Source organism: Paraburkholderia tuberum STM678, assembly GCF_902833905.1.
In the GTDB taxonomy this organism is placed as follows: domain Bacteria; phylum Pseudomonadota; class Gammaproteobacteria; order Burkholderiales; family Burkholderiaceae; genus Paraburkholderia; species Paraburkholderia tuberum.
The window spans coordinates 111,054-137,855 of record NZ_CADFGP010000014.1 but is presented as its reverse complement, the minus strand read 5'-3'; the positions used below and the strand labels follow the sequence as shown (position 1 = coordinate 137,855).

Below are 26,802 nucleotides of genomic sequence, written 5' to 3'. Positions count from 1 at the left end.
ACCGATGCTGGCACGCCACACCGGAGCCGTCCGCACGCGATGCATGGCAGATTTTCACGCTGGACTTAGCGTAAACCCCGGTGTGCCGCGTACACTAACTTGCCGATGTTGGGTTTGGGGGGCGCAACTATGCTTTGCGAAGCAACATCACGTGGCACGACGACAGCTGCGCCGGAGGGCGCCCGCTACCGGCCGGAACGGGCCGAGGAGGTACTCGCGTCCGAGCGCGGCGTATTGCGGCTGATCACCCGCAACACGCCGCTGCCCGAGCTGCTCGACGAAGTCTGCCGTCGCGCCGAGGCGCTGCTCGGCGACGGCGCGTGCTGCTCGATCCTGCTGCTCGACCCGGACGGCGTGCATGTGCGCGTCGGCGGCGCGCCGTCGCTGCCGCCCGCGTACAGCGCCGCGATCGAGGGCGCAGCGATCGGTCCGCGCGTCGGCTCGTGCGGCACGGCGATGTTCGAGCGGCGTCTGGTGATCGTCGACGACATCGAGTCCGACCCGCTGTGGGAAAACTTCCGCGATTTCGCGTTGCCGCACGGCTTGCGCGCATGCTGGTCCGTGCCCTTCGAAAACGACGCGGGCATCGTGCTCGGCGCGTTCGCCGTCTACTACCGCGCCACCCGCTGTCCGACCCCCGAGGAAGAGGCGATGCTGCGCGACATCGGCAGCAGCGTCGGCCTTGCGGTCCATCAGGACGCGATGGCGCAGCGCCTCGCGCATAGCGAGGAGCGTCACCGGCTGGTCGTCGATCATCTCAGCGAGGGCATCGTCGTGCAGTCGCGCACCGGCATCGTGCTCGCCTGTAATCCGAGTGCGCAGCGCATGCTGCACGTGACACCGGAGGTCGTCGGCAGCAGCATGCGGACCGTGATGACACGCGCGTTCGGCGAGGACGGCTCGGTCATCGGCGAAGTCAACCGTCCGGTCTCGCAGGTCTTTGCGACCGGCAAGCCGATGCTCGGCGTGACGGTCGGCCTCGAACTGATCGGCGGCGAGGTCGTGTGGATCACGCAGAACGTCGTGCCGATCCTGCGGCCCGGCGACAGCGAGCCGGACTCCGTGCTGATTTCGTTTTCCGACATCGGGCCGGTGCGCGAGGCGCAGCGCCAGTTGAAGTACCTCGCCACGCGCGATTCGCTGACCGGCCTCTACAACCGCGCCTACCTGACCGAGCGGATGCGCGACCTGTTCGCGCCGTGCGCCGCCGGCGACCATGACGGCGAGCTCACCAGCGTCGCCGTGCTGTTCGTCGATCTCGACAGCTTCAAGAAGGTCAACGACACCGCCGGTCATGAAGCTGGCGACGCCTTGCTGTGCAGCGTCGCCGAACGGCTGTCGGCCTGCGTCGGGTGCGGCGACACGCTGGCGCGCGTCGGCGGCGACGAGTTCGTGATCGTCGCCAGTGCGTACGGCAATACCGGCGAGCTGATCGGCCTCGCGCACCGCATTCTGGACATGATCGCGGTGCCGTTCGCGGTGGCGGGCAACGAGTACTACCTGGGCGCGTCGATCGGCATCAGCCTGTTTCCCGAAGACGGCCAGGACGTCGCGACGCTGATGCGCAACGCCGATTCGGCGATGTATCACGCGAAGCAGCGCGGCCGCAACAACTTCCAGTTCTTCACCGCCGAGCTGAACCAGCATCTGCAGCGGCGTTTCACGATCGAACAGTCGCTGCGGCGCGCGCTCGCGGCCAACGAGCTGAGCCTCGTGTACCAGCCGATCGTCGATAGCCAGAGCGGCCGCACGATCGGTGCGGAAGCGCTGCTGCGCTGGTACAACAGCGAGCTCGGCAACGTGTCGCCGGGCGAATTCATTCCGGTCGCCGAGGATGCCGGGCTGATCGTCGAGATCGGCGACTGGGTGCTCGAGCACGCCTGCCAGCAGGTCGCGCAGTGGCGGCGCTCGCTCGCGCCGCATCTGATCGTCGCGGTCAATCTGTCGCCGCGGCAGTTCAACGACGGGCTGCTCGAGCGCATCGAACGTTGTCTTGCGCAGTCCGGGCTCGAACCGGCCGCGCTCGAACTCGAGATCACCGAGCGATTGCTGATGAGCGACAGCGATACCGTGCTGCCGATGCTGAGCGCGCTGAACGCAATGGGCGTGCGCGTCTCGGTCGACGATTTCGGCACCGGTTATTCGTCGCTGTCATACCTGAAGCGCTTTCCGCTGCATAACCTGAAGATCGACCGCTCGTTCGTCGCGGGGCTGCCCGATCATCGCGATTCGGTCGCGATCACCCAGGCGGTCGTCGCGATGGCGCACTCGCTCGGCATGAACGTGACCGCCGAGGGCGTCGAGACCGCCGAGCAGGCGGCGTTCCTGCGCGCGATCGATTGCGACAAGCAGCAGGGCTACCTGTACAGCCGGCCGGTCGGCGCGAGCGCGTATGCGCGCACGCTGTACGACGCGCAGCTGATCGGCATGGCGAAGGCGTCCTGACGCGATTGTTCAGATTGCCGAACAAGTGACTTCGCGTTGCCGCTATTTATCGGCGGCGACGCACTCCCTAAAATTCCCCCATCGAAACATTATTGGTGCGCGGTGCCGAAGCGGCGCCCCGCGTTTGGGGGTCGTGATGTCAGAGTTGATCAGAAACCAGCTTTACCGGCCAGCGGTCGTACTGCCGATGGTCGCGCTGATGCAGGTGATGGTGTCGCAGGACTTCAATCTCGGCCAGGTCGGCTGGGTGTTCGCGGCGCGCGGCGCGCAGGCCGCACTGCAACGTTCGCGCGAGTTGATTTGCGCGGTTCATTGCCACGCCTGAGATTTCCCGCGCAGCATACGCGGTAATCCCAACTGATTTGCGCCGCCTCGCGCGCGGCGCATGCGAAGACGGGCCGTCGCCAAAGCGCCCGCACAATCAGACATGACATGGCAGCGCGTGGTGCTAAGCGTAAGATGCTACGACCTGCACCCAGCCGGGGAGAGTTGCCATGCCACAGCACTTCGACGCAGTCGTGATCGGTACCGGACAAGGCGGTTCGCCGCTCGCCGTGCGCCTCGCTCAAAGCGGGCGCCGCACCGCGGTGATCGAACGCGCGGAGTTCGGCGGCACTTGCGTGAACGTCGGCTGCACGCCGACCAAATCCTATGTGGCGAGCGCCCGCGCGGCGCACGTTGCGCACCATGCGGCGGAGCTCGGCGTGCAGGTGGGTTCGGTCGGCGTCGATCTGGCGGCCGTGAAGGCGCGCAAGGACAGGATCATCGGAGAGTCGCGCAGCGGCGTCGAAAAATGGCTGCGCGGCACGGAAAACATCACGGTGTTCAACGGCCACGCGCGCTTCACCGGCGCGCGCACGCTCGCTATCTGCGGGCGCGACGGGGACTTGCTGAACGAGTTCAGCGCGTTCGAAATCTTCATCAACACCGGCACGCGCGCCGTCGTGCCGCCGCTCGAAGGCATCCAGCGGATTCCGTACTACACGAACTCGACGCTGCTCGAATTGACCGCGTTGCCGGATCATCTGGTGATCGTCGGCGGCAGTTATATCGCGCTCGAATTCGCGCAGGTGTTTCGCCGCTTCGGGAGCCGCGTCAGCGTGCTGGTGCGCGGCGAGCGCGTGTTGAACCGCGAGGATGCCGATTTCGCGGAGTCGGTGCAGAAGGTGCTCGCGCGCGAGGGCGTCGAGTTTCATTTCGGCGTGCAGCCGACGCGCGTCGAGCCGCATGCGCATCACGCGAACGACGTGTGCATCGGCTTCGAGCAGAACATCCCGGCCATGGAGGCGTCGCACCTGCTGTTGGCCACCGGCCGCAGGCCGAATACCGACGACCTCGGCCTCGACGTCGCCGGCATCGAGACCGACCGGCACGGCACGATCATCGTCGACGGCCAGTTGCGCACCAGCGTGCCGGGCGTTTGGGCGATCGGCGACGTGAACGGTCGCGGCGCGTTCACGCACACGTCCTACGACGACTACCAGATCGTCGCGGCGAACCTGCTCGACGGCGGCGCGCGCAGCGTCGACACGCGGATCATGACGTATGCGGTGTTCGTCGATCCGCCGCTCGCGCGCGTCGGCATGTCGGAGCAGGAGGTGCGCAACAGCGGCCGCGAAGCGCTGATCGCGACGATGCCGATGTCGCGCGTGGGCCGTGCGCGCGAGCGTGGCGAGACCGACGGCTTCATGAAGGCGCTCGTCGATGCGAACAGCAAACAGATACTCGGCGCGGCAATTCACGGCATCGAGGGCGACGAGGCGATTCATACGTTCGTCGACATCATGACGGCAGGCGCGCCGTATCCGACTTTGCAATACGCGATGCACGTGCATCCGACCATCAGCGAACTGGTGCCGACGCTGCTCGATGGGCTCGAGCCGATGCAATGAACTGCCTTGACGCTGGCGCGACACGCTGATGACAGGCCCGCTCAAACCCGCACGTAACAGCGGCAATCTGTTCGACCTCGTCGCGCAGTTGGGGACGACGCCCGAGGAGCAGGTCGACGCGCTCGTCGAGCGGGGCGGCGTGACGATCGAGCGGATCGTCTCGACCGGGCAGGCGAGTCCGCCCGGTTTCTGGTACGACAGCCCGCGCGCCGAATGGGTCGTGCTGCTCACCGGCGCGGCGATGCTCGAATTCGACGGCGACCCCGAGCCGCATCGGATGAAGCCCGGCGATCACGTGCTGATCGAGGCGCATTGCCGGCACCGCGTCGCATGGACGAGCGACACCGAGCCGAGCGTGTGGCTCGCCGTCCATTACCCGTGAGCCGCGGCGGATCGAGCCATCCGCGCGGCCGGCTCTCGCGCATCGACAAATCCTCACACCATCACCGATAATCGGCAGCGGCGCGGCCCGCGCGCAAGGCGAAGGCGGGCTGTGCGCCCCACCGCATTGATCTTCGGGACTCGCATGGGCAAGGGACGCGTCGAAGCCTTCAGCGATGGCGTAATCGCCATCATCATCACGATCATGGTGCTCGAGCTGAAGGTGCCCGATGGCCACGATCTCGCGGCGCTGCGCCCGGTCGTACCGGTGTTCTGCGCATACGTGCTGAGCTTCGTCTACGTCGGCATTTACTGGAACAATCACCATCACATGTTCCATGCGGTGCAGAAGGTCAACGGCAAGGTGTTGTGGGCGAACCTGCATCTGCTGTTCTGGCTATCCCTCTTGCCGGCCGTGACGCACTGGGTCGGCGAAAACCATCTGGCCGCGTGGCCGACCGCGATGTACGGCATCGTGCTGTTCATGGCGGCGATCGCGTATTTCATCCTGACGCGCACGCTGATTTCGCAGCATGGACACGACTCGACGCTGGCCAAAGCGCTCGGCAACGACTTCAAGGGCAAGGTCTCCGTCGTCATTTACCTGACCGGCATCGGGCTCGCGTTCGTCGTGCCGTGGGCGTCGGCCGTGCTGTACGCGCTCGCCGCCGCGTGGTGGTTCGTACCGGACCGTCGCATCGAACACGTGCTGGAGGCCTGAGCATGCTGCTCGCGCTGAAGCTCGTGCTGGTGCCGGCCTTTCTCGCCGCGCTGACGGCGGCCGCGCGCGTCTGGGGGCCGTCGGTCGCGGGATGGCTCGCGGGACTGCCGGTCGTCGCCGGACCGATCATGCTGCTGCTCGCAGTCGAGCGCGGGCCGGCGTTCGCGGCGGTGGTGTCGGTCGTCGTGCAGGGGTTGACGCGGCGCATGCTGGCTGGGCAGCGCCGTGCTCAGGCGGTGGCGCGAGAGTTGGCGCAGCCGCAGACCAAGTGAGACTGCGCATGGCTTCACATCGCTCACCTTCGACCGCTACCCGCATCGGGCTCATCTCGGATACGCACAACCTCGTGCGTCCCGAAGCGTTGCGCTATCTCGACGGCTGCGACGCGATCATTCACGCGGGCGATATCTGCAACCCGGACGTGCTCGACGCGCTCGCGCGGATCTCGCCGCTGATCGCGGTGCGCGGCAACAACGATACCGGTGACTGGGCCGCGTCTCTACCGACGCATGCGCGGCTGACGATCCAGCAGGTGACGATTCTGGTCGTGCACGATATCGCCGAGCTGGGCTGCGTGCCTCAGCACGATGGCATTCGCGTCGTGGTGAGCGGCCACTCGCACAAGCCGTCGATCGCCGAGCGCGACGGCGTGCTGTACGTCAATCCTGGCAGCGCGGGACCGCGGCGCTTCAGGCTGCCGGTGTGCGCGGGCACGCTGACCGTCGAAGGCGCGCAGGTTGGCGCGACGTTCGATTCGCTGCTGACGTAAAAAAGCGGGCCGGCGAATGTCGCCGGCCCGCTTCAGAAACTACGCCTGGCGTGATGACTGCGCAGGTCAGGCACGCGCGGTCGCAGCCGCCGCGAACCGTTCATCCATCTCCTCGGCCTCGCGCTCACCGCGCAGCACCGCGTGCGCTTCAGCGCGCGTCGCGACGCACGGACCCGAGCCGAGCAGCGGCTTGCGCGCGGTTTCGCGCAGCGCGAGCACCGACACGATGCCGATCAGCGATGCGCCCATCAAGTAGTACGCGGGCATCATCAGATTGCCGGTCCGGTCGACGAGCCATGCGGTCACGAGCGGCGTCGTGCCGCCGAACAGCGATACCGAGATATTGAAGCCGATCGCGAGCGCGCCGTAGCGGATCCGGGTCGGGAACAGCGCCGGCAGCGCCGACGGCATCACCCCGGTGAAGCACGACAGCAGCACGCCGAGGATCATCAGACCGCCGAACACCGGCAGCACCGTGCCCATCCGAATCAGCAGCAGCGCGGGAATCGACAGCGCGAACAGACCGACGCAGCCGAGCAGCATCACGGGCTTGCGGCCGATCGCATCGGACAGACGGCCGGCGGCGAGCGTCATCGGCATCATCAGGATCATCACGAGCAGCACGAGGAACAGACCGTGCGTTTCGTTGAAGTGCAGCGTGGCGGACAGATAGCTCGGCAGATACGACAGCGCCATATAGTCGGTCACGTTGAAAATCAGCACGAGGCCGACACACAGCAGCAGGGGCTTCCACTGCTGCACGAGCAGCTGGCGCAACGACTGGCTGGGCAGCGCGCGGTCCTCGGCTTCGCGCTCTTCGGCCTGTTTCTTGAACGCGGGCGTTTCCTCGAGCTTCATGCGGATGTAGAGACCCACCAGGCCGAGCGGTCCGGCGATCAGGAACGGCACGCGCCAGCCCCAGGACAGCAGCGCGTCGTTCGACAGCGTCGCCGTCAGCAGCGCGACCGTGCCCGCGCCGAGCACGTAGCCGATCAGCGTGCCGAACTCGAGAAAGCTGCCCATGAAGCCGCGGCGCTTGTCGGTCGAGAATTCGGCGATGAAGGTCGCGGCGCCGCCGTATTCGCCGCCGGTCGAAAAGCCCTGCACGAGGCGCGCAAGCAGCAACAGCGCCGGCGCGAGAATGCCGATCGTCGCGTAGTTGGGGATCAGGCCGATCGCGAAGGTGCCCGCGGCCATCATGATCATCGTCATTGCCAGCACGCGCTGACGGCCGATGCGGTCACCGAGCGGCCCGAACACCATGCCGCCGATCGGCCGCACGAGAAACGCCGCGGCAAACGTGCCGAAGGTCGCAATGAGTTGCGCCGAAGGGCTCGACGAGGGGAAGAACACCTTGCCGAGCGTGACCGCGATGTAGCTGTACACGCCGAAATCGAACCATTCCATCGCGTTGCCGAGCGCCATGGCGCCGACGGCCCGCTTCAGGAGGGAGTGATCGACGACGGTGATGTCGTCGAGGGAAAGACGCTGCTCCGGTTTGTGATGTCGCCAGAAGCCGTTGCTGGAAGCGGTCAAGGTTGAAACTCCAATGACTGCGACGAAACTCGTGATGCGTTCCGCCACGGTTTTGCTGGGAAGTGTAATTTCGTGAGCAAGGCGAGGCTATTCGCGGCACCGGTTATCGGGCGGCGCAACGGATGGCGAAAAGAAGCAAACGCCCGTGCCTCGCGGTAAGTTCGCGAAAAAACACTCGACTAGATTGTGCTGACTGTTGCACCTGCGTGGCCGTGGAAGGGGGGCAGATGCATGAGGGACGCGGGGCTGGCGGGAAACTGACCCATGCGCCACTGAAGGCTTGAAACGAAAAAGGCCGGTCTTGAATTTTCCGCTTTAGGCGGGGAAACGACCGACGAGCCTTCTTGTTTAAAAACAGTTCAATTCAGGATGGCGCGTGCGCGGAAAAACACACGATGAACCAACTTGAAAGAACACGAATGAAGGTGAATTGCGGCTGAAACGAGGGCACATGTTAGCACGATGCCAGAGGATCATGCAAATCGGCGGTGCGAGGCAGAGCCCCCAATGGGACTCGATCCGTTGCGGGACGGGAGATCTGGCGGGGTCGGAACGGCCCTGAAAAACGGACCGCTTAGAACATTGGCGAGCGCTTTTTGAGGCGAAGACGACGCGAGCGGCGGGCGCGATGCGCGGCCGATGTTGGTGCGAAAAAAATCCGCGCTTGCGGCGCGGACTTTCAGGCGTGTGTTGGCTCGGTGGTTTGGGCGACGCGTTGTCTCGTGTCGTCCTCGACGAGGCAAGCTCAGGCCGACGGCGGCACGTAGCCCGACGCGGTATCCGCGCCTTCGCCGAAGAAGAACTTTTCGGTCTGCTTCATCAGATACTGCCGCGCGCGCGGATCGGCCATGTTCAGGCGGTTTTCGTTGATCAACATGGTCTGCTGCTTCAACCAGCTCTGCCAGGCTTCCTTCGAGATACTTTCGTAGATCCGCTTGCCGAGTTCGCCCGGCAGCGGCGGGAAATCGAGGCCTTCGGCTTCCTTGCCGAGCTTCGCGCATTGAACCATACGAGTCATGCTGTGCTTCTCCTGTAATCGATGTGGGGCGGGCAGACGCCGGTTCGGATCAGATGGGGGCGATCACGAAGTACTCAAAGCTGTTTCATCAGCACGAGCGATTTGCGCTGCCAGTTATAGAGTCGGCGGCGGTCTTCGGGCAAGTCGTCGACCGTAACCTTGACGAAGCCGCGCTTCAGGAACCAGTGTTCGGTGCGCGTGGTGAGCACGAAAATGCGCGTGAGGCCGCGTGCCCGCGCGCGCTGTTCGATGCGCTTGAGCAGGCGCTCGCCGTCGCCGGTGCCTTGAGCTTCGGGCGCGACGGTCAGGCACGCCATTTCGCCGATGCGCTCCTGCGGATACGGATACAGCGCCGCGCAGCCGAACAGCACGCCGTCGTGCTCGATCACCGAGAAATGGTCGATATCGCGTTCGATCTGGTGACGGCCGCGCCGTACCAGCGTGCCGTCTGTTTCGAGCGGCTCGATCAGCGCGAGAATGCCGCCGACGTCGTCCGGCGTTGCTTCGCGCAGGCTTTCGAGGTTCTCGTACGAAATCATCGTGCCGACGCCATCGTGCAGGAACAGTTCGAGCAACAGGCTGCCGTCGAGCGCGTACGGGATGATGTGCGCACGCGGCACGCCACCGCGGCAGCCGCGGATCGAATGCTTCAGGTAGAACGCGGCGTCGCCGGTCACTTCGCCGCTTTCGTGCAGCTTGTAGGCGTCGTCGAGCGACAGTTCGCGGATCAGCTCGGTGCCGCTTTCGCCGGTTTCCATCAGGCCCGGCGTTTCGGTCAGGAACACGATCTTGTCGGCGCGCAGCGCGATCGCCGCGGCCGAGGCCACGTCTTCCATCGACAGATTGAATGCCTCACCGGTGGGCGAGAAGCCGAGCGGCGACAGCAGCACGAGCTTGCGGCTCGCAAGCGAGTGTCGGATCGAATCCGCGTCGATCTTGCGCACGAGGCCCGTGTGCTGGAAGTCGACGCCGTCCAGAATGCCGACGGGGCGCGCCGTCACGAAGTTGCCCGATACGACGCTGATGTGCGCGTGCGCCATTGGCGTGTTCGGCAGACCCTGGCTGATCGCGGCTTCGATGTCGAGACGCACTTCGCCGGCCGCCTCCTTCGCGGACTCGAGCGCGCGCGCGTCGGTGATGCGCATGCCGTGTGAAAACTCCGATTCGACGCCGTGCAGGCTCATCTGCTCCTCGACCTGCGGGCGCGAGCCATGCACGAGCACGATCTGGATGCCCATTGCCTGCAGCAGCGCGATGTCGGACACGAGCGCATTCAGCAGCCCTTGATGCACCACTTCGCCGCCGAAACCCACGACGAATGTCTTGTTTCGGAACGCGTGGATATACGGGGCGACGGAACGCATCCAGTCGACGAATTGCGCGTGCTGGGCGAGGGTTTCCGGCGAGTCGGCGGGGGCCGGGACGCTCGCGGGCGCGGGGACGAGGTCGGTTTGGGAATTCATGCCGGGGATTATAATGCGCCCCCATGTCGAATGTACCCAAAAGTCCCGCTGGGGCGAACGAGAAACCGGCGTCGGCCGGCGAGCCGGCCAACCCCGGCGATACGATGCGCCGCCCAGCGCAGGATGCGAAACCCGATCAGGCGCGTGACGCGCGTCGGGGGGCGGGCGCGTCTGCGCGAAAGGTGCCGCCCGAAGGGGGCGGTGCAGGTCGAAAAGGTCGCGAAGAGCACGCTGGCGCGCGTGACGAACGGCGCGGTGAATCCCGCGATGAATCGGATGACGCGTCTGGTGCGAAGCGGGGCGGTGGGGCTCGTGGCGAGCAACGTCACGGATCGCGCGACAAACAATCGGGCGAGCCGCGCAAGGAACAACCTCGCGCGCCGCGCGAAGCGCGGCCGTCGAGGGTCGTCGAGCCGAATCCGATTCCACCGGTCACGTTCCCCGAAGCGCTTCCTGTCTCCGGTCGTCGCGACGAGATCGCGCGGGCGATCGCGGAGAATCAGGTCGTGATCGTGTCGGGCGAAACCGGCTCGGGCAAGACCACGCAGTTGCCGAAAATCTGCCTCGCGCTTGGCCGTGGTCTCGGTGCCGGCGGCAATGGTCTGATCGGCCATACGCAGCCGCGCCGGATCGCCGCGTCGGCGACCGGGCGCCGTATCGCCGAGGAACTCGGCACGCCGTTCGGCGAAGTGGTGGGATACAAGGTGCGCTTCAACGACAACCTCGCGCCGGGCGCATCGGTCAAGCTGATGACCGACGGCATTCTGCTTGCGGAAACGCAGACCGATCCGCTGCTGAATGCCTACGACACGCTGATCATCGACGAAGCACACGAGCGCAGCCTCAACATCGATTTTCTGCTCGGCTACCTGAAGGAGATTCTTCCCAAGCGTCCCGACCTGAAGCTGATCGTCACCTCGGCGACGATCGACGCCGACCGTTTTGCGCGTCATTTCGGCAGCGACGACAAACCCGCGCCGGTGATCGAAGTGAGCGGCCGGATGTATCCGGTCGAGGTACGTTACCGTCCGGTCGTCGAGGACAGCCCGGCGGTCAAGGCGGCGCAAGGGACCTCGGGTGCAACCTCGTCTGGCCGCGAGCGCCCGAAGACGCAGCGCGAGACTGATCGTGATCTGATGGAGGCGATCGTCGACGCCGTCGACGAACTGTGCCGCGAAGGCCCCGGCGACGTACTGGTGTTCCTGCCCGGCGAGCGCGAGATTCGCGACGCCGCCGAGGCGCTGCGCAAACATCATCCGCCCCACACGGAGATCCTGCCGCTGTTCGCGCGGCTCTCGGCCGCCGAGCAGGAGCGCGTGTTCCGCGCGTCGAACGCGCGCCGCATCGTGCTCGCGACCAACGTCGCCGAAACTTCGCTGACGGTACCCGGCATCCGCTACGTGGTCGACACCGGCCTTGCGCGCGTGAAGCGCTACTCGTATCGCAACAAGGTCGAGCAGTTGCAGGTCGAGTCGATTTCGCAGGCCGCCGCGAACCAGCGCGCGGGGCGTTGCGGCCGGGTCGCCGATGGCATCTGCATTCGTCTGTATGAGGACAGCGACTTCCAGGGCCGCGCGCGCTTCACCGATCCGGAAATTCTGCGCTCGTCGCTTGCTTCGGTGATTCTGCGCATGAAGTCGCTGCATCTGACGGCGATCGAAACCTTCCCGTTTATCGAACCGCCGCCGGGCCGTGCGATTTCCGATGGCTACCAGTTGCTCAACGAGCTCGGCGCCGTCGACGACGACACCCACCTGACGCCGCTCGGCCGCGAACTCGCGCGACTGCCGCTCGATCCGCGCGTTGGCCGCATGATCCTCGCCGCGCGCGACCAGCAGGCGCTGAAGGAAGTGCTGATCATCGCGAGTGCGCTGTCCGTGCAGGACCCGCGCGATCGCCCGATCGAAGCGCAGGAGCAGGCGGACCAGGCGCATCGCCGGTTCGCCGACGAGCGCTCCGAATTCCTGCAGTGGCTGAAGATCTGGAACTGGTTCGACGAAGCGATCGCGCACAAGAAATCGAACCGGCAACTGCAGGACGAGTGCCGCAAGAACTTCCTGTCGCAACTGCGGCTGCGCGAATGGCGCGACGTTCACTCGCAGCTGCTGACGGTGGTGCGCGAGCACGGCTGGCGGCTGAACGAAGCGGAGGCAACATTCGAGCAGATCCATCTGGCGCTGCTGACCGGTCTGCTCGGCAACATCGGCCTGAAAGCCGACGACGAGCCGTACTACCTCGGCGCGCGCGGCATCAAGTTCTATTTGTGGCCCGGCTCGGCGCTCGTGAAAAAAGCAGGCAAGTGGGTGATGGCCGCCGAGCTCGTCGAAACGAGCCGTCTGTACGCGCGCTGTATCGCGAAAATCGAGCCGGAGTGGGTCGAGAAGGTCGGCGCGCATCTGCTCAAGAAGTCGTTGTCCGAGCCGCATTGGGAAAAGCGCGCGGCGCAGGTGTCCGCGTTCGAGCGCGCGATGCTGTACGGCCTGCCGATCTATCACCGGCGGCGCGTCGCATTCGGCAAGCAGGACCCGGCGCGGGCGCGCGAGCTGTTCATTCGCGGTGCGCTCGTCGAAGGCGAGTTCGACACGAAGCTTGCGTTCTTCGCGCACAACCGCAAGCTGCTCGCCGACATCGAGCAGCTCGAGCACAAGTCGCGCCGCCAGGACGTGCTGGTCGACGACGAATTGATCTACGCGTTCTACGATCAGGCGCTGCCGGACGGCATCCATACCGGCGCCGCGTTCGAGCGCTGGTATCGCGACGAGGTCGAAAAGAGCGGCCAGGCGGAGGACAAGCTGCGGCTGTTGTATTTGTCCCGAGACGATCTGATGCGGCACGAGGCGGCGGGTGTCACGACGGATCTGTTCCCTAAGCGGCTGACGATGGCGGGCATCGAGATGGCGCTGACCTACCACTTCGAGCCGGGCACGCCGCGCGACGGCGTGACGCTCGCAGTGCCGCTGTACGCGCTGAACCAGGTCGACGCGCGCCGCTGTGAGTGGCTCGTGCCCGGGATGCTGAAAGAAAAGGCGCAGTTGCTGCTGAAGTCGCTGCCGCAAAAGCTGCGTCGGCATTGCGTGCCGCTCCCCGAGTACGCGGCGGGCTTCGCCGAACGGCACGGCGCACAGCGCTTCGGAGGAGGAGGCTTGCTCGAGGCGCTGATCGCCGACCTGCGCGAGCAGACCCAGGTCGCGATGAAGCAGTCCGACTTCAAGCTCGAGACGCTGCCCGCGCATCTGTTCATGAACTTCAAGGTCATCGACGAACATGGCCGGCAGCTCGCGATGGGGCGAAATTTGTCGCAACTGCGCGCCGAACTCGGCGCTCAGGCGCAGCAGCATTTCCAGAAGCTCGTTTCGGGCGCGGCGGGCGCCGCCTTGGCCGACGCGGGCGGCGGCGGTGTTGCGGCACCTGCACGCTCTCCAGATTTGGCTCAGAGTGGCGCGTCGCGCGGCAAGGGCGCGGCCGCGCCGCAACCCGCGACACCCGAAGGCGCACCAGCCACCGCGCTGTATGAAAACCTGACCACGTGGAATTTCGGCAAGTTGCCCGAGTTGCTCGAAATTCGCCGTGGTGGTCAGACGCTGTTTGGCTACCCGGCGCTCGTGGACCGTGGCACCCATTGCGACGTCGAGGTGTTCGATTCGCCGGAAGAAGCCGCGCGGATTCATCGGGCGGGCTTGCGTCGGCTCTTCGCGCTGCAGTTGAAGGAGCCGATCAAGTATCTGGAGAAGAATCTGCCGGGCCTGCGCGAAATGGCCATGCAGTTCATGCCGCGCGGCACGCAGGAGGAACTGCGCGATCAGCTGATCGACACCGCACTCGACCGCGCGTGTCTGCAGGATCCGCTGCCCGACGACGATGCGAGCTTCCATGTCCGCCGCGACGAAGGGCGTAGCCGCCTCACGTTGCTCGCGCAGGAAATTTCGCGGCTGGTCGGTCAGATTCTTGGCGAATACGCGAGCCTGACGAAGAAGCTCCTGCAGGCGAAGCCATTCGCGGCCGCGTACACCGATCTGCAGAATCAGCTCGATGCGCTGATCGGCAAGCGTTTTGTCGTCGATACGCCGTATGCCCAACTCGCACATTTCCCGCGTTATCTGAAGGGGATGGCGCTGCGTATCGACAAGCTGCGCGCGGACGCCATACGCGACGCGCGCCAGTTCGCCGAATTCCAGCCGCTGCTGCAGCACTATCAGCGCGCGGTGTCGCAGCGCGGCGGCGTCGTGGATCCGCGGCTCGCGGAATTCCGCTGGCTGCTCGAAGAATTGCGCATCTCGCTGTTTGCGCAGGAGTTGCGCACCCCGATGCCGGTTTCGGTGAAGCGCCTGCACAAGGTGTGGGAGTCGATGCAGCGCTAAAGCCAGGGCGCTCGCTCGCGGACGCTGGACACTGGGTGTGCACCGCGGCCGATGAGCGGGCCCGCGCACCGGTGCGCGCGGGGTACACCGAGCGTCCTCAGAGCGCCGTCGCGGCCGGACTCGGTCCGATACGTTCGTTCGAGCTGATTTCACCAATGCATCCCCGCGCCGATCGATGCACCGAACTGTCGGCGAGAGTCGGTGCTGCCTTGGACCTTGTAGATCCATTTGCCGGTGTCCGACAACTGCGACACGCTGATTGCGAGCGCAGATTGACCGCCGTACGTGCCACCCGCCATGGCGACCATGCCGTGTCCCGGCAGGACCGCTTGCGGCAAAGCTGCCATTGCGAGCGCCGATGCCGTGCCCCCGTAGCTGTCCCGACGGGCGGAGCGGATCTGATCGTCGGTATAGCGATTCGACGCGCTGATCGCGCCGCTCACGCTTTGCTGCAACTGATTGACGTTGACCGCGTCGGTGCCTCGTACGCCGGCCGCGACGTTGGCGATCTGGCGTTCCTGGCCCGCCGCGCCAACCGATACCGTGTTCGCTCGGTCGGCGACGGAGCCCTGGCCTAACGCCACCGAGTTGTCGGCGCTCGCGCTGGCTGCGGCACCGACCGCCGTCGCGTTGTTGCCGCTGGCGATGGCGTTCGCTCCGATGCTTGCCGCGTTGGCGCCGCTTGCTTGTGCATTCGCTCCGACGGCAATCGCGTTCGTGCCGGCCGCCTCTGCGTTCGCACCCTCGGCGACCGTATTGACGCCGCTCGCCCGCGCGTTCGCCCCGGCCGCAATCGCGTGCGCGCCGGACGCCTGCGCGCTCTCAGTCGCGCTATCGCCTGCCGCGCTGAACAACGCGTCGGCCGAGCCGATCGTCGCGTTATTGATCGCGCCTTCGAGCGCCGCGTTCAGCTGACCGAGGTTGACCGCGTCGGACGCCTGTACGCCGTCCGCGACGTTGTGGATGACGGTGCCCTCCGTGGTATCGCCGCCGAGCGTAACGCTGTTCCGGTTGATGCTGCCGTCGGCGTTCGTGTCGTACATGACCGCGCCGTCGAGCTTCGCTGCGGTCGCGCTGCTCTGGTCGCTCACCGCTTTCAGCTGGGCGACGTTGACCGCATCGGTGTCGGCGGTGCCAGCCGCGACGTTGGTGATCTGGCGCTCGTTGCCCGTTGAGCCGACCGACACGGTACCCGCGCGATCGGCGATCGAGCCCTGGCCGAGCGCGACGGAGTTTGCAACTAGCGCGCTCGAGTTAGATCCGAGCGAAAGTGCGTTGTCGGCGGCTGCGCTGGCACCGGAGCCGAGCGCGAGGGCGCCGGCGCCGCTCGCCGTGGCGTTGGAGCCGAGCGCCGTCGCACCGGAGCCGTAGGCCGACGCTGACGCGCCCAGCGAGGTCGCGTCGGCCGTGCCGGCGACGGCGCCCGCGCCGATCGCGGTCGAGTCGGTTGCGCTGGCGCTGGCGCTGGTGCCGAATGCGGTTGCGTTGCTGCCCATAGCGCTGGCGTTGCTGCCCGCGGCAAGCGCGTGCGTGCCGTCTGCGAGCGCCTCGTTGGAGCCGTCGACCGGGTCAGCAGCGCTGAAGTAATGCAGCGCGCTGCTTTGAGCGAGTGCATCGACCTTGTTGTCGACCGCGCTCAACTGGCTCACGTTGACCGCGTCGGTGGGCGCGGCGCCCGCGGCGACGTTGGTCAGGCGACGCTCGTTGTTCGCCGAGCCGAGCGAGACTTCGCCCGTCGCGCTGGAGGCCGCGATCGGGGTGGCGCCCGTTCCCACGGGCACAAACGCGCTTTGCGACAGGTCCGTCGTGGTGCTGGCGTTGGCGCCTAGCGCGACGCTATTGTCGGCGCTCGCGTTTGCGTTGCTGCCGAGCGCGATCGCGCCGGCTCCCGCGGCCGTTGCGCCGAAGCCGATTGCGCTGGCGTAGGCGCCGCGTGCCTGCGCGGCAACGCCGAGGGCGATGGCGCCGACGCCGCTGACGACGGCATTACTGCCAAGCGCGACGCTCGAGTCCGCGAGCGCCGAGGCCCATGCTCCGGCGGCGAGCGAGTTGGCGCCTCCGGCCTGCGCGACATAGCCGAGCGCGGTCGATCCGATGCTGGTTGCCGTGGATAGGGAGCCAAACGCGGAGGCGGCCGAGTCCGCCGCCATTGAACCGGAGCCCGCTGCGACCGAGTCGACGCCAAGCGCCGACGCGTTCAGACCGACCGCGGTCGCGCGTTCCGCTTGCGCATTCGCATAAGGCCCGAAGGCGCTCGCGCCTTCGCCTTGTGCCGAAGAGGAGAGGCCCATGGCGACGGCGCTATCGCCCTGTGCCGTGGCGTTCGCCCCTACCGCGATCGCGCCGTCGTTTTGCGCGTTCGCCTGCGAGCCGACCGCCAGCGATGAGTTGCCGCTTGCGGTGGCTTGTGCACCTATCGCGACCGCGATGTCGCCGGGCGCGCTGGCCGTGCCTACCTCGACGGAATCGACGCCGGCGCCTGTCGCTTCCGTGACGTAAAGGGCCGCCGCCGCTATTGCAACACCCGCGGTACTTCGAACCGCCCGGGCGATGCTTTTCTGGCGCGCGGAAGCACGGTGTGTTTGCAGGCAGGCAGTTCGCCGTGCTGCGACTTTTATTTGAGACGTGGTATGGCGAATTATCGAAATATTCTTGTTCATCAATTAAAAATCCTCCGCATTATTGTAGTTGGTGGCACGCAGCGCGTATTCCGACTTTGACGTCAAGTTATTGCCTGGTGGGTTTGAAAATATTGAAAATACAAAAACGCCGGTCATTGGTAAGGCTTGCGTTATTTGGCCGAGCGCGCGTCAGCCCGGCGATGTACGCTCGGGATTCATGGGGGAGGCGTTACCGGGGCGGCGCGTATGGAGAATTCTCCGATGTCCGCGTGCAATCCAGATATCAGCAAACTCCGAAATTCAATCGGGCTAAAAAATATATTAATACGGCTAGGTTTTTATTGATAAGGAAAGAGGATTATTCTTATTGTTCCCGATAATCATTTGCGCGATTTTAACGTGTGGCTGATGCATGATTGACCCTGACAGGGAGAGCACATTGATTCCTCACTCGAAAGCCCGCGGCGCGAGCATCAAACCGGACGTGGCAGACGAAACCTCCCGCTCGCGGCCGCGCTTCATCGCACCCGTCATTTTTCGGTCGTCGCCAGTGACTTACGTCAACCGCCCGGACCGGCAAACGTTCTACAATGACCGTTGTTCTCCGAAGCGAGTTTTCATGCGTAAATTTTTTCTTCCCGGCTTGAGTGCCACGTTCGCCGCGACCGCGGTGCTGGTCGCCGCCGCAGGCTTTTTTTCTCCGGCGGCGCACGCCAATAACGTGATCGTGCTCAATTCCGGCGAGGCCACGCTGAGCCTGATCGACGAGAACAGCCACCAGGTCATCGGCACCGTGCCCACGGGCAAGGAACCGCATCACCTGATGGCCACGCCGGACAATTCCTCGCTGATCGTCGCCAATTCGGTGTCGAACAGCCTGATGTTCGTCGATCCGAAGACGGGGCAGTTACAGCGCTGGGTCGAGAACATCGAAGATCCCTATCAGATCGGTTTTTCGCCTGATCGCAAGTGGCTCGTCACTACGGGACTGCGGCTCGATCGACTCGACATCTATCACTACGACAACCCGAAAAACCAGATGACGCTGGCTTCACGGCTGCCGCTCGCGGTGATGCCGAGCCACATGGCGTTCTCGAATGACAGCAAGACGGTGTTCGTCTCGCTGCAGATCTCGGGCGAGCTCGCCGCCATCGACCTGCCCACGCAAACCGTCAAATGGAAGATGAAGGTCGGCAAGGTGCCCGCGGGTCTGTGGATGACGCCGGGGGAAAAGTACCTGCTCGTCGGCATGACCGGCGAGGACTGCGTCGCCGTGGTGGACTGGCGCAACCAGAAGATCGTCAAGACGATTCACACGGGCAAGGGCGCTCACAATTTCCGCTCGCTCGCCGACGGCAAGCATGTCGCGGTGTCGAACCGCGTCGCTAGCACGATCAGCATCATCGACGAAGACACGCTCACCAACGTCGGCGACATCACCGGCCTGATGCCGGGACCGGACGATATGGAACTGTCCGCCGACAAACGCTATCTGTGGGTGACCTTCCGCTTCGCGAAGCACGTTGGCATCATCGATCTCAGCACGCGCAAGCTGATCCAGACCATTTCGGTGGGCCGCTCGCCGCACGGCATCTATTTCTTCGACCGCGCGCCGGTGACGGCGCCGAACGGCGCTTGAGGGGCCTGAGGGCGCCCGACAGTGCCTGAGGGCAACAGGGCAGAGCCAGGACGCCACGAGCCACCAACGATGAAGTAACAGGCCAGCATCATGTTCCATCTGATTTTCTCCTCACTCGACAGCTTCGTTTCAGCCGCGCAGACGTGGCTGTACGTCGACGTGGTGCAGCCACTGCTGTTCCGGTTCAATCTGATGGACTACGACGAGGACACCTACGACAGCCTGTACTGGGTCATCGTCGGTGTGCTCGAGGTGCTCGCGATGTACGCGATCCTGCGTCCGCTCGAGGCGCTGCGCCCGGTCGAGCAATGGGAGAACCGCAAGGCCGTGCGCGTCGACGTGCTGTACACGTGGATCGCCAAGCTCGGCATTCTGAACCTGTTCTTTTTCTTCGCGCTGCAACCGTTCTTCGACAACGTGCAAGGCTGGCTGCGGCTGCACGGCATCGCGAACCTGAACTTCGACAACCTGTGGCCCGGCGTGACCACGCAGCCGCTCGTCACGTTCGTCATGTATCTGCTCGTACTCGATTTCGCCGGCTACTGGTATCACCGCTGGCAGCACCGCTTCGGCGTGTGGTGGGAGCTGCATGCGGTACACCATAGTCAGCGGCAGATGTCGCTGTGGTCCGACGATCGCAACCATCTGCTCGACGATCTGCTGCAGGCGTCGTTCTTCGCGATGATCGCGCTCGCAATCGGTGTGCCGCCGTCGCAGTTCGTCGTGCTGGTTGCGATCACGAATCTCGCGCAAAGCGTGCAGCACGCGAACATCCGCCTGTATTACGGCTGGCTCGGCGAGCGGCTGCTCGTCAGCCCGGCGTTCCACCGCCGTCACCACGCGATCGGGTACGGTCATGAAGGGCTCAATTACGGTTGCAATTTCGGCGTGCTGTTCCCGTGGTGGGACATGTTGTTCCGCAGCGTGTCGTGGAGCCGCGATATGGAGCCGACCGGTATCAGCGATCAGCTCGAAGGCCGCCGCTATGGCGATGGATTCTGGGCGCAGCACTGGTTCGCCTTCGTGCGCATCGCGCATCGCCTCGTATCGAAGCGCCGCGCACCCGGCAACGACACCGCAGCCGTTTGAGTCGGTTCAGAGTCCGTTCTGAGTCCATTGCGGATCCATTCGAGCGCGCACTCCGCCGCGCTGCTCACTTCCGCCGGCGGCGCGTCCCTTGGTTTATGCTGTGCACGTTCGAGCGCACCCTCCAGTGCCCCTGCATGCCTGGCCCGGGCGCGGCGCGATTTTCCCGTCCATCGTTTCGTTCGCAGGCACTGGCTCGCATGAATGATCTGTTGCGCTCGTTTGGGCGCGCACTCGCAAGCGCGTTGCATCCGCGCATGCTCTGGCTGACCTTCAAACCGTTTATCGTCGCGACGGTCGGCTGGGGCGTACTCCTGTGGTTCTTCTGGCAGACGCTGACCGGCGCGACCCGCACCTGGCTCGACGACTGGTCTTTCACCGCCACGCTTTATCATCTGTTCGACGTGCTCGGTTTTTCGACGCTGCACTCGGTCATCGCGCCGTTCATCGTGATTGCGATGGCGATCCCGCTGATCGTCGTCACGGTGCTGCTGCTGATCGCCATGCTGTCGATGCCGGCCGTGATCCGCTTTCTCGCGGCCCGCCACTTCGCCGGGCTGGAGATGCGCCGCGGCGGAACGTGGTACGGTAGCCTCGGTCAAGCGCTCTGGACCACGCTGCTGTGTCTGGCGCTGCTGATCGTCACGTTGCCGCTGTGGCTCGTGCCGCCGTTCTTCGCGTTGATTCCGCCGCTGCTGTGGGGATGGCTCACGTATCGCGTGATGACCTACGATGCGCTCTCGTTGCATGCGACGCGCGACGAGCGGCGCGAACTGGTGCGGCGCCACCGGCTGCCGTTGCTGCTGATCGGTATCGTGAGCGGCCTGCTAGGTTCGCTGCCGACGCTGTTGTGGGCGTCGTCGGTATGGCTGATTGTGCTGTTCCCGGTGATCACGACGGTGACGATCTGGATTTACGCGTTCATCCTCGTGTTCTCGGCGCTATGGTTCGGCAACTACTGCCTGCGCGCGCTGCAGCGCATGCGGGCGGAAGCGCCTGGTGGCGCGCGCGAGGTCGCGCCGGTTCCCTATTGATCAAACTAAAGAGGCGGCAATGGCATTTGGCGTCATCATCATCGGCGATGAAATCCTCTCGGGCAGACGCGTCGACAAGCATCTGCCGAAGGTCATCGAGTTGCTCCGCGGGCGCGGGCTGTCGCTCGGCTGGGCGGAGTACATCGGCGACGATCCGGAGCGCATCACGGCGACGCTGCGGCGCACGTTCGCGTCGGGCGACATCGTGTTCTCGACGGGCGGTATCGGCGCGACACCGGACGACCACACGCGCCAGTGCGCGGCGGCCGCGCTCGGCGTGCCGCTCGAGCTGCATCCGGAAGCCGCGAAGCTGATTCAGGAGCGTATCCGCGACATGTATCCGGCGAACTCGCCGGCGCCGCTCGATCTGAACTCGCCCGAGAACCGGCATCGCCTGAATATGGGCACGTACCCGCAGGGCGCCGACATCATTCCGAACGGCTACAACAAGATTCCGGGCTTTTCGATCCGCCAACATCATTTCGTGCCGGGTTTCCCGGTGATGGCCTGGCCGATGATCGAGTGGGTGCTCGACACGCGGTACGCGCATCTGCATCACACGACGCCGCACGCTGAAAAATCGCTGCTGGTGTTCGAGTTGCCGGAGTCGCGCGTGACACCGCTGATGGAGAAAATCGAGCGCGATTTTCCGGGCGTGCGGGTGTTCAGCCTGCCGAGCGTCGGGGATGCGGAGCGCGGCGGCGTGTATGCGCGGCATCACATCGATCTGGGTGTGAAGGGTGAACCGGAAGCCGTCGCCGCGGCGTTCGTGAAGCTGCGAGAGGGGGTGCATCTGCTCGGTGGCGATATCGTCGAGCCTGAAGCGGCGGCGGCAGCGGCAGCGGCCACGGGTAAGCCGTGAAGCTGAGCGGGCCCTCAATACGATTCAGGTAAGTAATCAGGACACCGCTGCGCTGACCAAGTTTTATACGGCGTTCTATCACGCGCTGTGGGCGCCGAGCGTATTCAGCGATTCCAACGGCCAATATATCGGCTTCGACCAGCAGGTCCATACGGTTAGCGCGGGCCACGCGGCGCAGTACACCAGCTTTTCGGGCTGGGACATCTATCGCTCGCTGATTGCGCTCAAAGCCACGCTGTTTCCTCAGGAAACCAGCGATATGGCGCAGTCGCTAGTCAACGATGCGGATCAGTGCGGCGCGATTCCGTATTGGGTCAACGACAACGTCGAGGATGGCGTGATGCCCGGCGACGCCGGCTCGCTGATCGTGGCGGGCGCCTATGCATTCGGCGCGCGAGCGTTCGATACCTCGGGCGCGCTGAAGCACATGATCAAGATGGCCAACGTTCCCGGAACGGCGTGCAATGGCGTGACGACGAACGGCGGCCGCGCCAGTTATCTGCAGTTCGGCTACATCACGAATGGCGAATGGGGGCAGGCATCGTCGACGCTCGAATACGCGAGCAGCGATTTCGCCATTTCGCAGTTTGCCGGCCAACTGGGCAATTCAACGATCCAGAAGATGCTGCTGAGCCGCTCGGCCTGTTGGCAGAACCTGCTCAACACGTCGCTGCCGCCGTCTCTGATCGCCGCGCGCAACTCGGACGGAAGCTGAATTGCGCAGACGCAGAGCAGCACCGACAACTATGTCGAAGGCAATGCCGGGCAGTACAAACAACCACTGCATCGGCAGCGACGGCAGCACCGATACCGATGGTCAGGGTCCCGACTTCGACGGCTCGCTGTTCAGCTACTCGTCGCAGGCCTTGACGGCGGCGGGCGCGGCGCCGGGCAAACCGTTCTCCTTCGGCGGCGCGAGCTGCGTCTTGTCTGGCGGCCCGCTCGATAACGCGGTGGCGGTGTGGGGCAGACCATCGCGATGCCGCCGGGCAAGCTCGTGACGAGCGTCGGGCTGCCGAAACAGGTCAGCGCGGGCAAGTTGCACGGGTTCGGGATTTCGGCCGCGCGCTGAACACAATGGAGCGCCGCGCGCGGCGCTCGACGAAACAAGCGGTCCGCGCCTGAGGGTTAGGTTGGCGCGAACCGCGACATCGCAGTGTCACAACCCGCGCCGACGATGCAATCAATGCGTGGTCGGCGCGAACCGTTTCAATCGGCGTGCTTCAGCGCCGCGCCACGGGCTTCCGCAGACGCGGGCAGTGCGCCACGCGCCATCAGGCTCCGATCCACGGCAAGCCGCGAAAACACCATCCCGACACCGTCTTCCGATGCCCCTGGCCGTCCTTGTCGCCTTCGAAGCCTTCCAGCAGGTCATACGCCTTCGTGAAGCCGGCCTGGGTCGCGGCGATCGCGGCGAGCTTCGAGCGCGCGGCGCTGCGGCACAGGAACAGCACCGGCGTGTCGGGCGAGGCGACCTTCGCGAGTTGCTGCACGAACTCCTGATTGGGCACCGCGCCCGGATAGCGCGTCCATTCGACATGCGCGTATTGACCATCACCGATCACCGGCCGGCCGACCCAGTCGAGCTCGGCGCGGGTACGCACGTCGACGAGACGCGTGCGCGGATCGAGTTCCAGCAGTTCGAACGCCTCGGCCGGCGATACCGCGCCCGCGTAGGGCAGTTGGTTCTCGGTGCGGCGGGCGTCCGCCTTCGCGTAAAGCTGTTCGAGCGTGCTCATGAGTGTCAATCTCCTTCGGACCAAATGATCATTCTAGCGCGCTGCAGGCAGCGCACAGACCTGTGTAGACTGGACGGCGCCAGGCAGTCGCGGGCGGCCGTCCCAACCTCGATGCGCAAATATGGTGCATTTCCTGCTGAATGCACCAAAATGGTATGGATCGTCATTTCCAAAGCGGTGAATGCGCGAAATTGGTGCGTTGCAATGCCCGCACGTTTGTTTGCGAGGCTGCTCGCGCCTCGTGCGTGGCCGGCAAACGTAAGCGGCGTAATGGTGTGCGCCGGATTGGCCCATGCGAGGCCCAGAGGTGGCACACTATCTGCTTTATAGGTGCCGATCGATTTATCCCGGCAGAATTTTCCGCTCGCGACGCCATATAAGTGGACGTTCCGGGATGGGTCAGCTAGATTGGGCGGCGGCTGAATCCGCCGAAATTGTTAATCAGGAGATAGGTTATGAGTAAATCCGTGGCCGACGTCATTCAACTCGTCAAGGACGAAGACGTCAAGTTTGTCGACTTCCGTTTCACCGACACGCGCGGCAAGGAACAACACGTTTCGGTGCCGGTGTCGGCATTCGATGAAGACAAGTTCGAAAGCGGCCATGCGTTTGACGGATCGTCGATTGCCGGCTGGAAGGGCATCGAAGCATCGGACATGTTGCTGGTCCCGGACGCGAACACGGCCTTCATCGACCCGTTCTACGAAGAATCGACCCTCGTGCTGACCTGTGACGTCGTCGAACCGGCTGACGGCAAGGGCTACGAGCGCGACCCGCGCTCGCTCGCGAAGCGCGCCGAAGCGTACCTGAAGAGTTCGGGACTCGGCGACACCGCGTACTTCGGTCCGGAACCGGAATTCTTCATTTTCGACTCGGTCCAGTGGAACACGGATCAGTCGGGCTGCTTCGTGAAGATCGGTTCGGAAGAAGCACCGTGGTCGTCGGCGAAGGAATTCGAAGGCGGCAACACCGGCCACCGTCCGGGCACCAAGGGCGGCTACTTCCCGGTCGCGCCGGTCGATTCGTTCCAGGACATCCGTTCGGAAATGTGTCTGCTGCTCGAACAGATCGGCATTCCGGTCGAAGTGCATCACCACGAAGTGGGGGGCATGGGCCAGAATGAAATCGGCACGAAGTTCTCGACGCTGGTGCAGCGCGCTGACTGGACGCAGCAACTGAAGTACATCATCCAAAACGTCGCGCACACGTACGGCAAGACGGCAACGTTCATGCCGAAGCCGGTCGTCGGCGATAACGGTTCGGGCATGCACGTTCACCAGTCGATCTGGAAGGACGGCCAGAACCTGTTCGCGGGCAACGGCTACGCAGGTCTGTCGGAATTCGCGCTGTTCTACATCGGCGGCATCATCAAGCACGCTCGCGCGCTGAACGCGATCACGAACCCGGGTACGAACTCGTACAAGCGTCTCGTGCCGCACTTCGAAGCGCCGGTCAAGCTCGCTTACTCGGCTCGCAACCGTTCGGCATCGATCCGAATTCCGCACGTGTCGAACCCGAAGGGCCGCCGTATCGAAACGCGCTTCCCGGATCCGCTGGCGAATCCGTACCTGTGCTTCTCCGCGCTGATGATGGCGGGTCTGGACGGCGTGCAGAACAAGATTCACCCGGGCGAAGCCGCCGACAAGAACCTGTACGACCTGCCGCCGGAAGAGGATGCAAAGATCCCGACCGTGTGCGCGGGCCTCGACCAGGCTCTCGACTCGCTCGACGCGGACCGCGAGTTTCTGACGCGCGGCGGCGTGTTCACGGATGCGATGCTCGACGCGTACATCGAACTGAAGACGACGGAACTGCAGCGTTATCGTCAGGCGGTGCACCCGATCGAATTCGAAATGTATTACTCGCTGTAAGGGGCCATGGCGCTTCGCCCTTCACCCGGCGAAGCGCTTTGCCCGACGCTCGCGATCGGTCACGAAGGGACGGCGGCGCCGTCCCTTTTTCGTTAGGCCGTACGCACGGCCGGCCGCGCGCGGGCAACACGGCATTCGGTGCAGCACAATAAAGCAGCACTCCTGATTTATCACCATCTCCTACCGGCCAGACTGCAAGATGGTTCTCAAGAATCTGATCAAGGCAAGGAAAGGACACGAACAGACGCTGTCGGACGACATGCAGCTCGTGAGTTCTGGCCTGTTGCCAGGCTTCGAGGCGCTGCCGACCGTCTTGCTGGTGCTCGAGAAGCGCACGCTGCGCGTCGCGTTCGCGAATCCGTCGGCGGAGTCGATGCTGGAGATGTCTCGCAAGCAACTCACGCAGATGGCGTGGCCAGACATCTTCTCGAACGCGGACGAACTGGTCGCGACGATCACCTCGATCGCCGCACACCGTTTTCACGCGACGCATCTGGACGCCGTGCTCGAGCGTCCTGGCCACGAGCCGCTGCACGTGCATGCGATCGTCGGTTTTCTGGAAAGCGCGCAGGACTACGTGTTGCTCGAACTGTTCGAGAACGAGCGGCATCTGCGCACCGACCGCGAAGAGCGCATCAACGACCTGACCGCCGTCAACAAGCATCTGATCCGCAATCTCGCGCACGAAATCAAGAATCCGCTGGGCGGCATTCGCGGCGCCGCGCAACTGCTCGAGTTCGAACTCGGCGAACGTGAGCGCGACGAGTTGCGCGAGTACACCCAGGTCATCATCAAGGAGTCGGACCGTCTGCAGACGCTGGTCGACCGCTTGCTCGAACCGCACCGGCATCCGCATATCGTCGGCGACGTGAATGTTCACGAGGTGTGCGAGCGCGTGCGTCAGGTGATTCTCGCGGAGTTTCCGCGCGGCCTGACGATCGAGCGCGACTACGACGTCAGCGTGCCGGATCTGCGCGGCGACAAGGAGCAGCTGATCCAGGCGCTGCTGAACATCGTGCGCAATGCGGCCGAGGCGTTGCGCGAGCGGATCTCGCAGGGCGATGCGCGCATCGAATTGCGCACGCGCATCGCGCGCAAGGTAACGATTTCAAAACGCCTGTGCAAGCTGGCATTGGACTTGCATATCATCGACAACGGCCCAGGCATTCCCGAAGAGATTCGCGACCGCATTTTCTATCCGCTCGTGTCGGGGCGCGAGGACGGCAGCGGTCTCGGTCTCACGCTAGCGCAGACCTTCGTGCAGCAGCACGAAGGTCTGATCGAGGTGGACAGCCGGCCGGGCCATACCGAGTTTCAGATTCTGCTGCCGCTCGACCTCTAGATAACACAAGCACCTCAAGACTTCT

The 26,802-nt window shown here is 64.6% G+C and carries 20 protein-coding genes and 1 pseudogene; 16 read left to right on the top strand and 5 right to left on the bottom strand.

The features are described 5' to 3' along the window. Positions 1-129: 129 nt before the first annotated feature. The 7 genes from HWY30_RS14895 (at position 130) to HWY30_RS14865 (ending at position 6,208) form a co-directional block, all read left to right on the top strand. Complete coding sequence (locus HWY30_RS14895; RefSeq protein WP_090800888.1) at positions 130-2,445, top strand: putative bifunctional diguanylate cyclase/phosphodiesterase; 2,316 nt, start codon at positions 130-132, stop codon at positions 2,443-2,445. A 136-nt stretch (positions 2,446-2,581) separates the two neighbouring features. Further along, positions 2,582-2,770, top strand: coding sequence for a hypothetical protein (locus HWY30_RS14890; RefSeq protein ID WP_062129896.1), 189 nt, complete (start codon positions 2,582-2,584; stop codon positions 2,768-2,770). A gap of 169 nt (positions 2,771-2,939) precedes the next feature. Beyond that, complete coding sequence (locus HWY30_RS14885; protein WP_090800886.1) at positions 2,940-4,337, top strand: FAD-containing oxidoreductase; 1,398 nt, start codon at positions 2,940-2,942, stop codon at positions 4,335-4,337. Between the two features lie 28 nt (positions 4,338-4,365). Beyond that, on the top strand, positions 4,366-4,719 hold the full coding sequence (locus HWY30_RS14880) for a cupin domain-containing protein (RefSeq protein ID WP_090800884.1): 354 nt from the start codon (positions 4,366-4,368) through the stop codon (positions 4,717-4,719). A gap of 144 nt (positions 4,720-4,863) precedes the next feature. Next, a complete protein-coding gene (locus tag HWY30_RS14875) occupies positions 4,864-5,439 on the top strand; it encodes a TMEM175 family protein (RefSeq protein WP_090800882.1) in 576 nt (191 codons plus the stop codon). A gap of 2 nt (positions 5,440-5,441) precedes the next feature. Further along, positions 5,442-5,711 (top strand): hypothetical protein, encoded by a 270-nt coding sequence (locus HWY30_RS14870; RefSeq protein WP_143037108.1) that lies wholly within the window; start codon positions 5,442-5,444, stop codon positions 5,709-5,711. Positions 5,712-5,719: 8 nt separating this feature from the next. After that, positions 5,720-6,208, top strand: a complete 489-nt coding sequence (locus HWY30_RS14865; RefSeq protein WP_090800881.1) for a metallophosphoesterase family protein — start codon at positions 5,720-5,722, stop codon at positions 6,206-6,208. A 66-nt stretch (positions 6,209-6,274) separates the two neighbouring features. Here the strand turns inward: HWY30_RS14865 and proP are convergent, their stop codons facing one another. The 3 genes from proP to argA all read right to left on the bottom strand — a co-directional run bounded on the left by proP (position 6,275) and on the right by argA (position 10,225). Beyond that, a complete protein-coding gene (proP, locus tag HWY30_RS14860; RefSeq protein WP_090800879.1) occupies positions 6,275-7,744 on the bottom strand; it encodes a glycine betaine/L-proline transporter ProP in 1,470 nt (489 codons plus the stop codon). Between the two features lie 745 nt (positions 7,745-8,489). Further along, positions 8,490-8,762: an oxidative damage protection protein gene (locus HWY30_RS14855; RefSeq protein ID WP_026225286.1), complete on the bottom strand. Its 273-nt coding sequence runs from the start codon at positions 8,760-8,762 to the stop codon at positions 8,490-8,492. A 74-nt stretch (positions 8,763-8,836) separates the two neighbouring features. Further along, complete coding sequence (gene argA / locus HWY30_RS14850; RefSeq protein ID WP_090800877.1) at positions 8,837-10,225, bottom strand: amino-acid N-acetyltransferase; 1,389 nt, start codon at positions 10,223-10,225, stop codon at positions 8,837-8,839. A gap of 23 nt (positions 10,226-10,248) precedes the next feature. Between argA and hrpA the strand changes: the two genes are divergently transcribed. Next, positions 10,249-14,583 (top strand): ATP-dependent RNA helicase HrpA, encoded by a 4,335-nt coding sequence (gene hrpA, locus HWY30_RS14845; protein WP_090800875.1) that lies wholly within the window; start codon positions 10,249-10,251, stop codon positions 14,581-14,583. 149 nt (positions 14,584-14,732) lie between these two features. Here hrpA and HWY30_RS14840 read toward each other — a convergent pair whose 3' ends face one another. Next, positions 14,733-17,243 (bottom strand): YadA family autotransporter adhesin, encoded by a 2,511-nt coding sequence (locus HWY30_RS14840; protein WP_090800873.1) that lies wholly within the window; start codon positions 17,241-17,243, stop codon positions 14,733-14,735. A 580-nt stretch (positions 17,244-17,823) separates the two neighbouring features. Between HWY30_RS14840 and HWY30_RS14835 the strand changes: the two genes are divergently transcribed. From HWY30_RS14835 to HWY30_RS42980, 6 genes and pseudogenes are all read left to right on the top strand, one after another. Continuing rightward, entirely contained in the window at positions 17,824-18,843 is a 1,020-nt protein-coding gene (locus HWY30_RS14835; protein WP_090800871.1) for a YVTN family beta-propeller repeat protein, read from the top strand. A 90-nt stretch (positions 18,844-18,933) separates the two neighbouring features. Beyond that, complete coding sequence (locus HWY30_RS14830) at positions 18,934-19,932, top strand: sterol desaturase family protein (protein WP_090800869.1); 999 nt, start codon at positions 18,934-18,936, stop codon at positions 19,930-19,932. Between the two features lie 197 nt (positions 19,933-20,129). Further along, a complete protein-coding gene (locus HWY30_RS14825) occupies positions 20,130-20,963 on the top strand; it encodes an EI24 domain-containing protein (RefSeq protein WP_090800867.1) in 834 nt (277 codons plus the stop codon). 19 nt (positions 20,964-20,982) lie between these two features. Then, the gene (locus HWY30_RS14820) at positions 20,983-21,825 is read left to right on the top strand and encodes a competence/damage-inducible protein A (RefSeq protein ID WP_090800866.1); all 843 of its coding nucleotides are present in this window, start codon (positions 20,983-20,985) and stop codon (positions 21,823-21,825) included. A gap of 13 nt (positions 21,826-21,838) precedes the next feature. Continuing rightward, positions 21,839-22,537 (top strand): annotated as a pseudogene (locus HWY30_RS14815) (glycoside hydrolase domain-containing protein); the annotation flags it as partial. Positions 22,538-22,571: 34 nt separating this feature from the next. After that, positions 22,572-22,826, top strand: coding sequence for a hypothetical protein (locus HWY30_RS42980; RefSeq protein WP_425199381.1), 255 nt, complete (start codon positions 22,572-22,574; stop codon positions 22,824-22,826). Positions 22,827-23,099: 273 nt separating this feature from the next. On the opposite strand, the gene HWY30_RS14810 is transcribed toward HWY30_RS42980, so the two are convergent. Beyond that, positions 23,100-23,564, bottom strand: a complete 465-nt coding sequence (locus HWY30_RS14810) for a rhodanese-like domain-containing protein (protein ID WP_090800864.1) — start codon at positions 23,562-23,564, stop codon at positions 23,100-23,102. 455 nt (positions 23,565-24,019) lie between these two features. On the opposite strand from HWY30_RS14810, the gene glnA reads away from it, so the two are divergent. Both glnA and glnL read left to right on the top strand, forming a co-directional pair. After that, a complete protein-coding gene (gene glnA, locus HWY30_RS14805) occupies positions 24,020-25,435 on the top strand; it encodes a type I glutamate--ammonia ligase (protein ID WP_090800862.1) in 1,416 nt (471 codons plus the stop codon). 199 nt (positions 25,436-25,634) lie between these two features. After that, positions 25,635-26,777: a nitrogen regulation protein NR(II) gene (glnL, locus tag HWY30_RS14800; RefSeq protein WP_090800860.1), complete on the top strand. Its 1,143-nt coding sequence runs from the start codon at positions 25,635-25,637 to the stop codon at positions 26,775-26,777. Positions 26,778-26,802: the final 25 nt, after the last annotated feature.

What these genes read in the sequence shown, in the direction of transcription:
- HWY30_RS14880 (WP_090800884.1), top strand. Translation starts at nt 4,366, where the DNA reads ATGACAGGCCCGCTCAAACCCGCACGTAACAGCGGCAATCTGTTCGAC.
- HWY30_RS14820 (WP_090800866.1), top strand. Translation starts at nt 20,983, where the DNA reads ATGGCATTTGGCGTCATCATCATCGGCGATGAAATCCTCTCGGGCAGA.
- HWY30_RS42980 (WP_425199381.1), top strand. Translation starts at nt 22,572, where the DNA reads ATGTCGAAGGCAATGCCGGGCAGTACAAACAACCACTGCATCGGCAGC.
- HWY30_RS14840 (WP_090800873.1), bottom strand. Translation starts at nt 17,243, where the DNA reads ATGAACAAGAATATTTCGATAATTCGCCATACCACGTCTCAAATAAAA.
- HWY30_RS14835 (WP_090800871.1), top strand. Translation starts at nt 17,824, where the DNA reads ATGCGTAAATTTTTTCTTCCCGGCTTGAGTGCCACGTTCGCCGCGACC.
- HWY30_RS14895 (WP_090800888.1), top strand. Translation starts at nt 130, where the DNA reads ATGCTTTGCGAAGCAACATCACGTGGCACGACGACAGCTGCGCCGGAG.
- glnL (WP_090800860.1), top strand. Translation starts at nt 25,635, where the DNA reads ATGGTTCTCAAGAATCTGATCAAGGCAAGGAAAGGACACGAACAGACG.
- HWY30_RS14870 (WP_143037108.1), top strand. Translation starts at nt 5,442, where the DNA reads ATGCTGCTCGCGCTGAAGCTCGTGCTGGTGCCGGCCTTTCTCGCCGCG.
- HWY30_RS14885 (WP_090800886.1), top strand. Translation starts at nt 2,940, where the DNA reads ATGCCACAGCACTTCGACGCAGTCGTGATCGGTACCGGACAAGGCGGT.
- argA (WP_090800877.1), bottom strand. Translation starts at nt 10,225, where the DNA reads ATGAATTCCCAAACCGACCTCGTCCCCGCGCCCGCGAGCGTCCCGGCC.
- HWY30_RS14890 (WP_062129896.1), top strand. Translation starts at nt 2,582, where the DNA reads ATGTCAGAGTTGATCAGAAACCAGCTTTACCGGCCAGCGGTCGTACTG.
- HWY30_RS14810 (WP_090800864.1), bottom strand. Translation starts at nt 23,564, where the DNA reads ATGAGCACGCTCGAACAGCTTTACGCGAAGGCGGACGCCCGCCGCACC.
- HWY30_RS14875 (WP_090800882.1), top strand. Translation starts at nt 4,864, where the DNA reads ATGGGCAAGGGACGCGTCGAAGCCTTCAGCGATGGCGTAATCGCCATC.
- glnA (WP_090800862.1), top strand. Translation starts at nt 24,020, where the DNA reads ATGAGTAAATCCGTGGCCGACGTCATTCAACTCGTCAAGGACGAAGAC.
- HWY30_RS14865 (WP_090800881.1), top strand. Translation starts at nt 5,720, where the DNA reads ATGGCTTCACATCGCTCACCTTCGACCGCTACCCGCATCGGGCTCATC.
- HWY30_RS14830 (WP_090800869.1), top strand. Translation starts at nt 18,934, where the DNA reads ATGTTCCATCTGATTTTCTCCTCACTCGACAGCTTCGTTTCAGCCGCG.
- HWY30_RS14855 (WP_026225286.1), bottom strand. Translation starts at nt 8,762, where the DNA reads ATGACTCGTATGGTTCAATGCGCGAAGCTCGGCAAGGAAGCCGAAGGC.
- hrpA (WP_090800875.1), top strand. Translation starts at nt 10,249, where the DNA reads ATGTCGAATGTACCCAAAAGTCCCGCTGGGGCGAACGAGAAACCGGCG.
- HWY30_RS14825 (WP_090800867.1), top strand. Translation starts at nt 20,130, where the DNA reads ATGAATGATCTGTTGCGCTCGTTTGGGCGCGCACTCGCAAGCGCGTTG.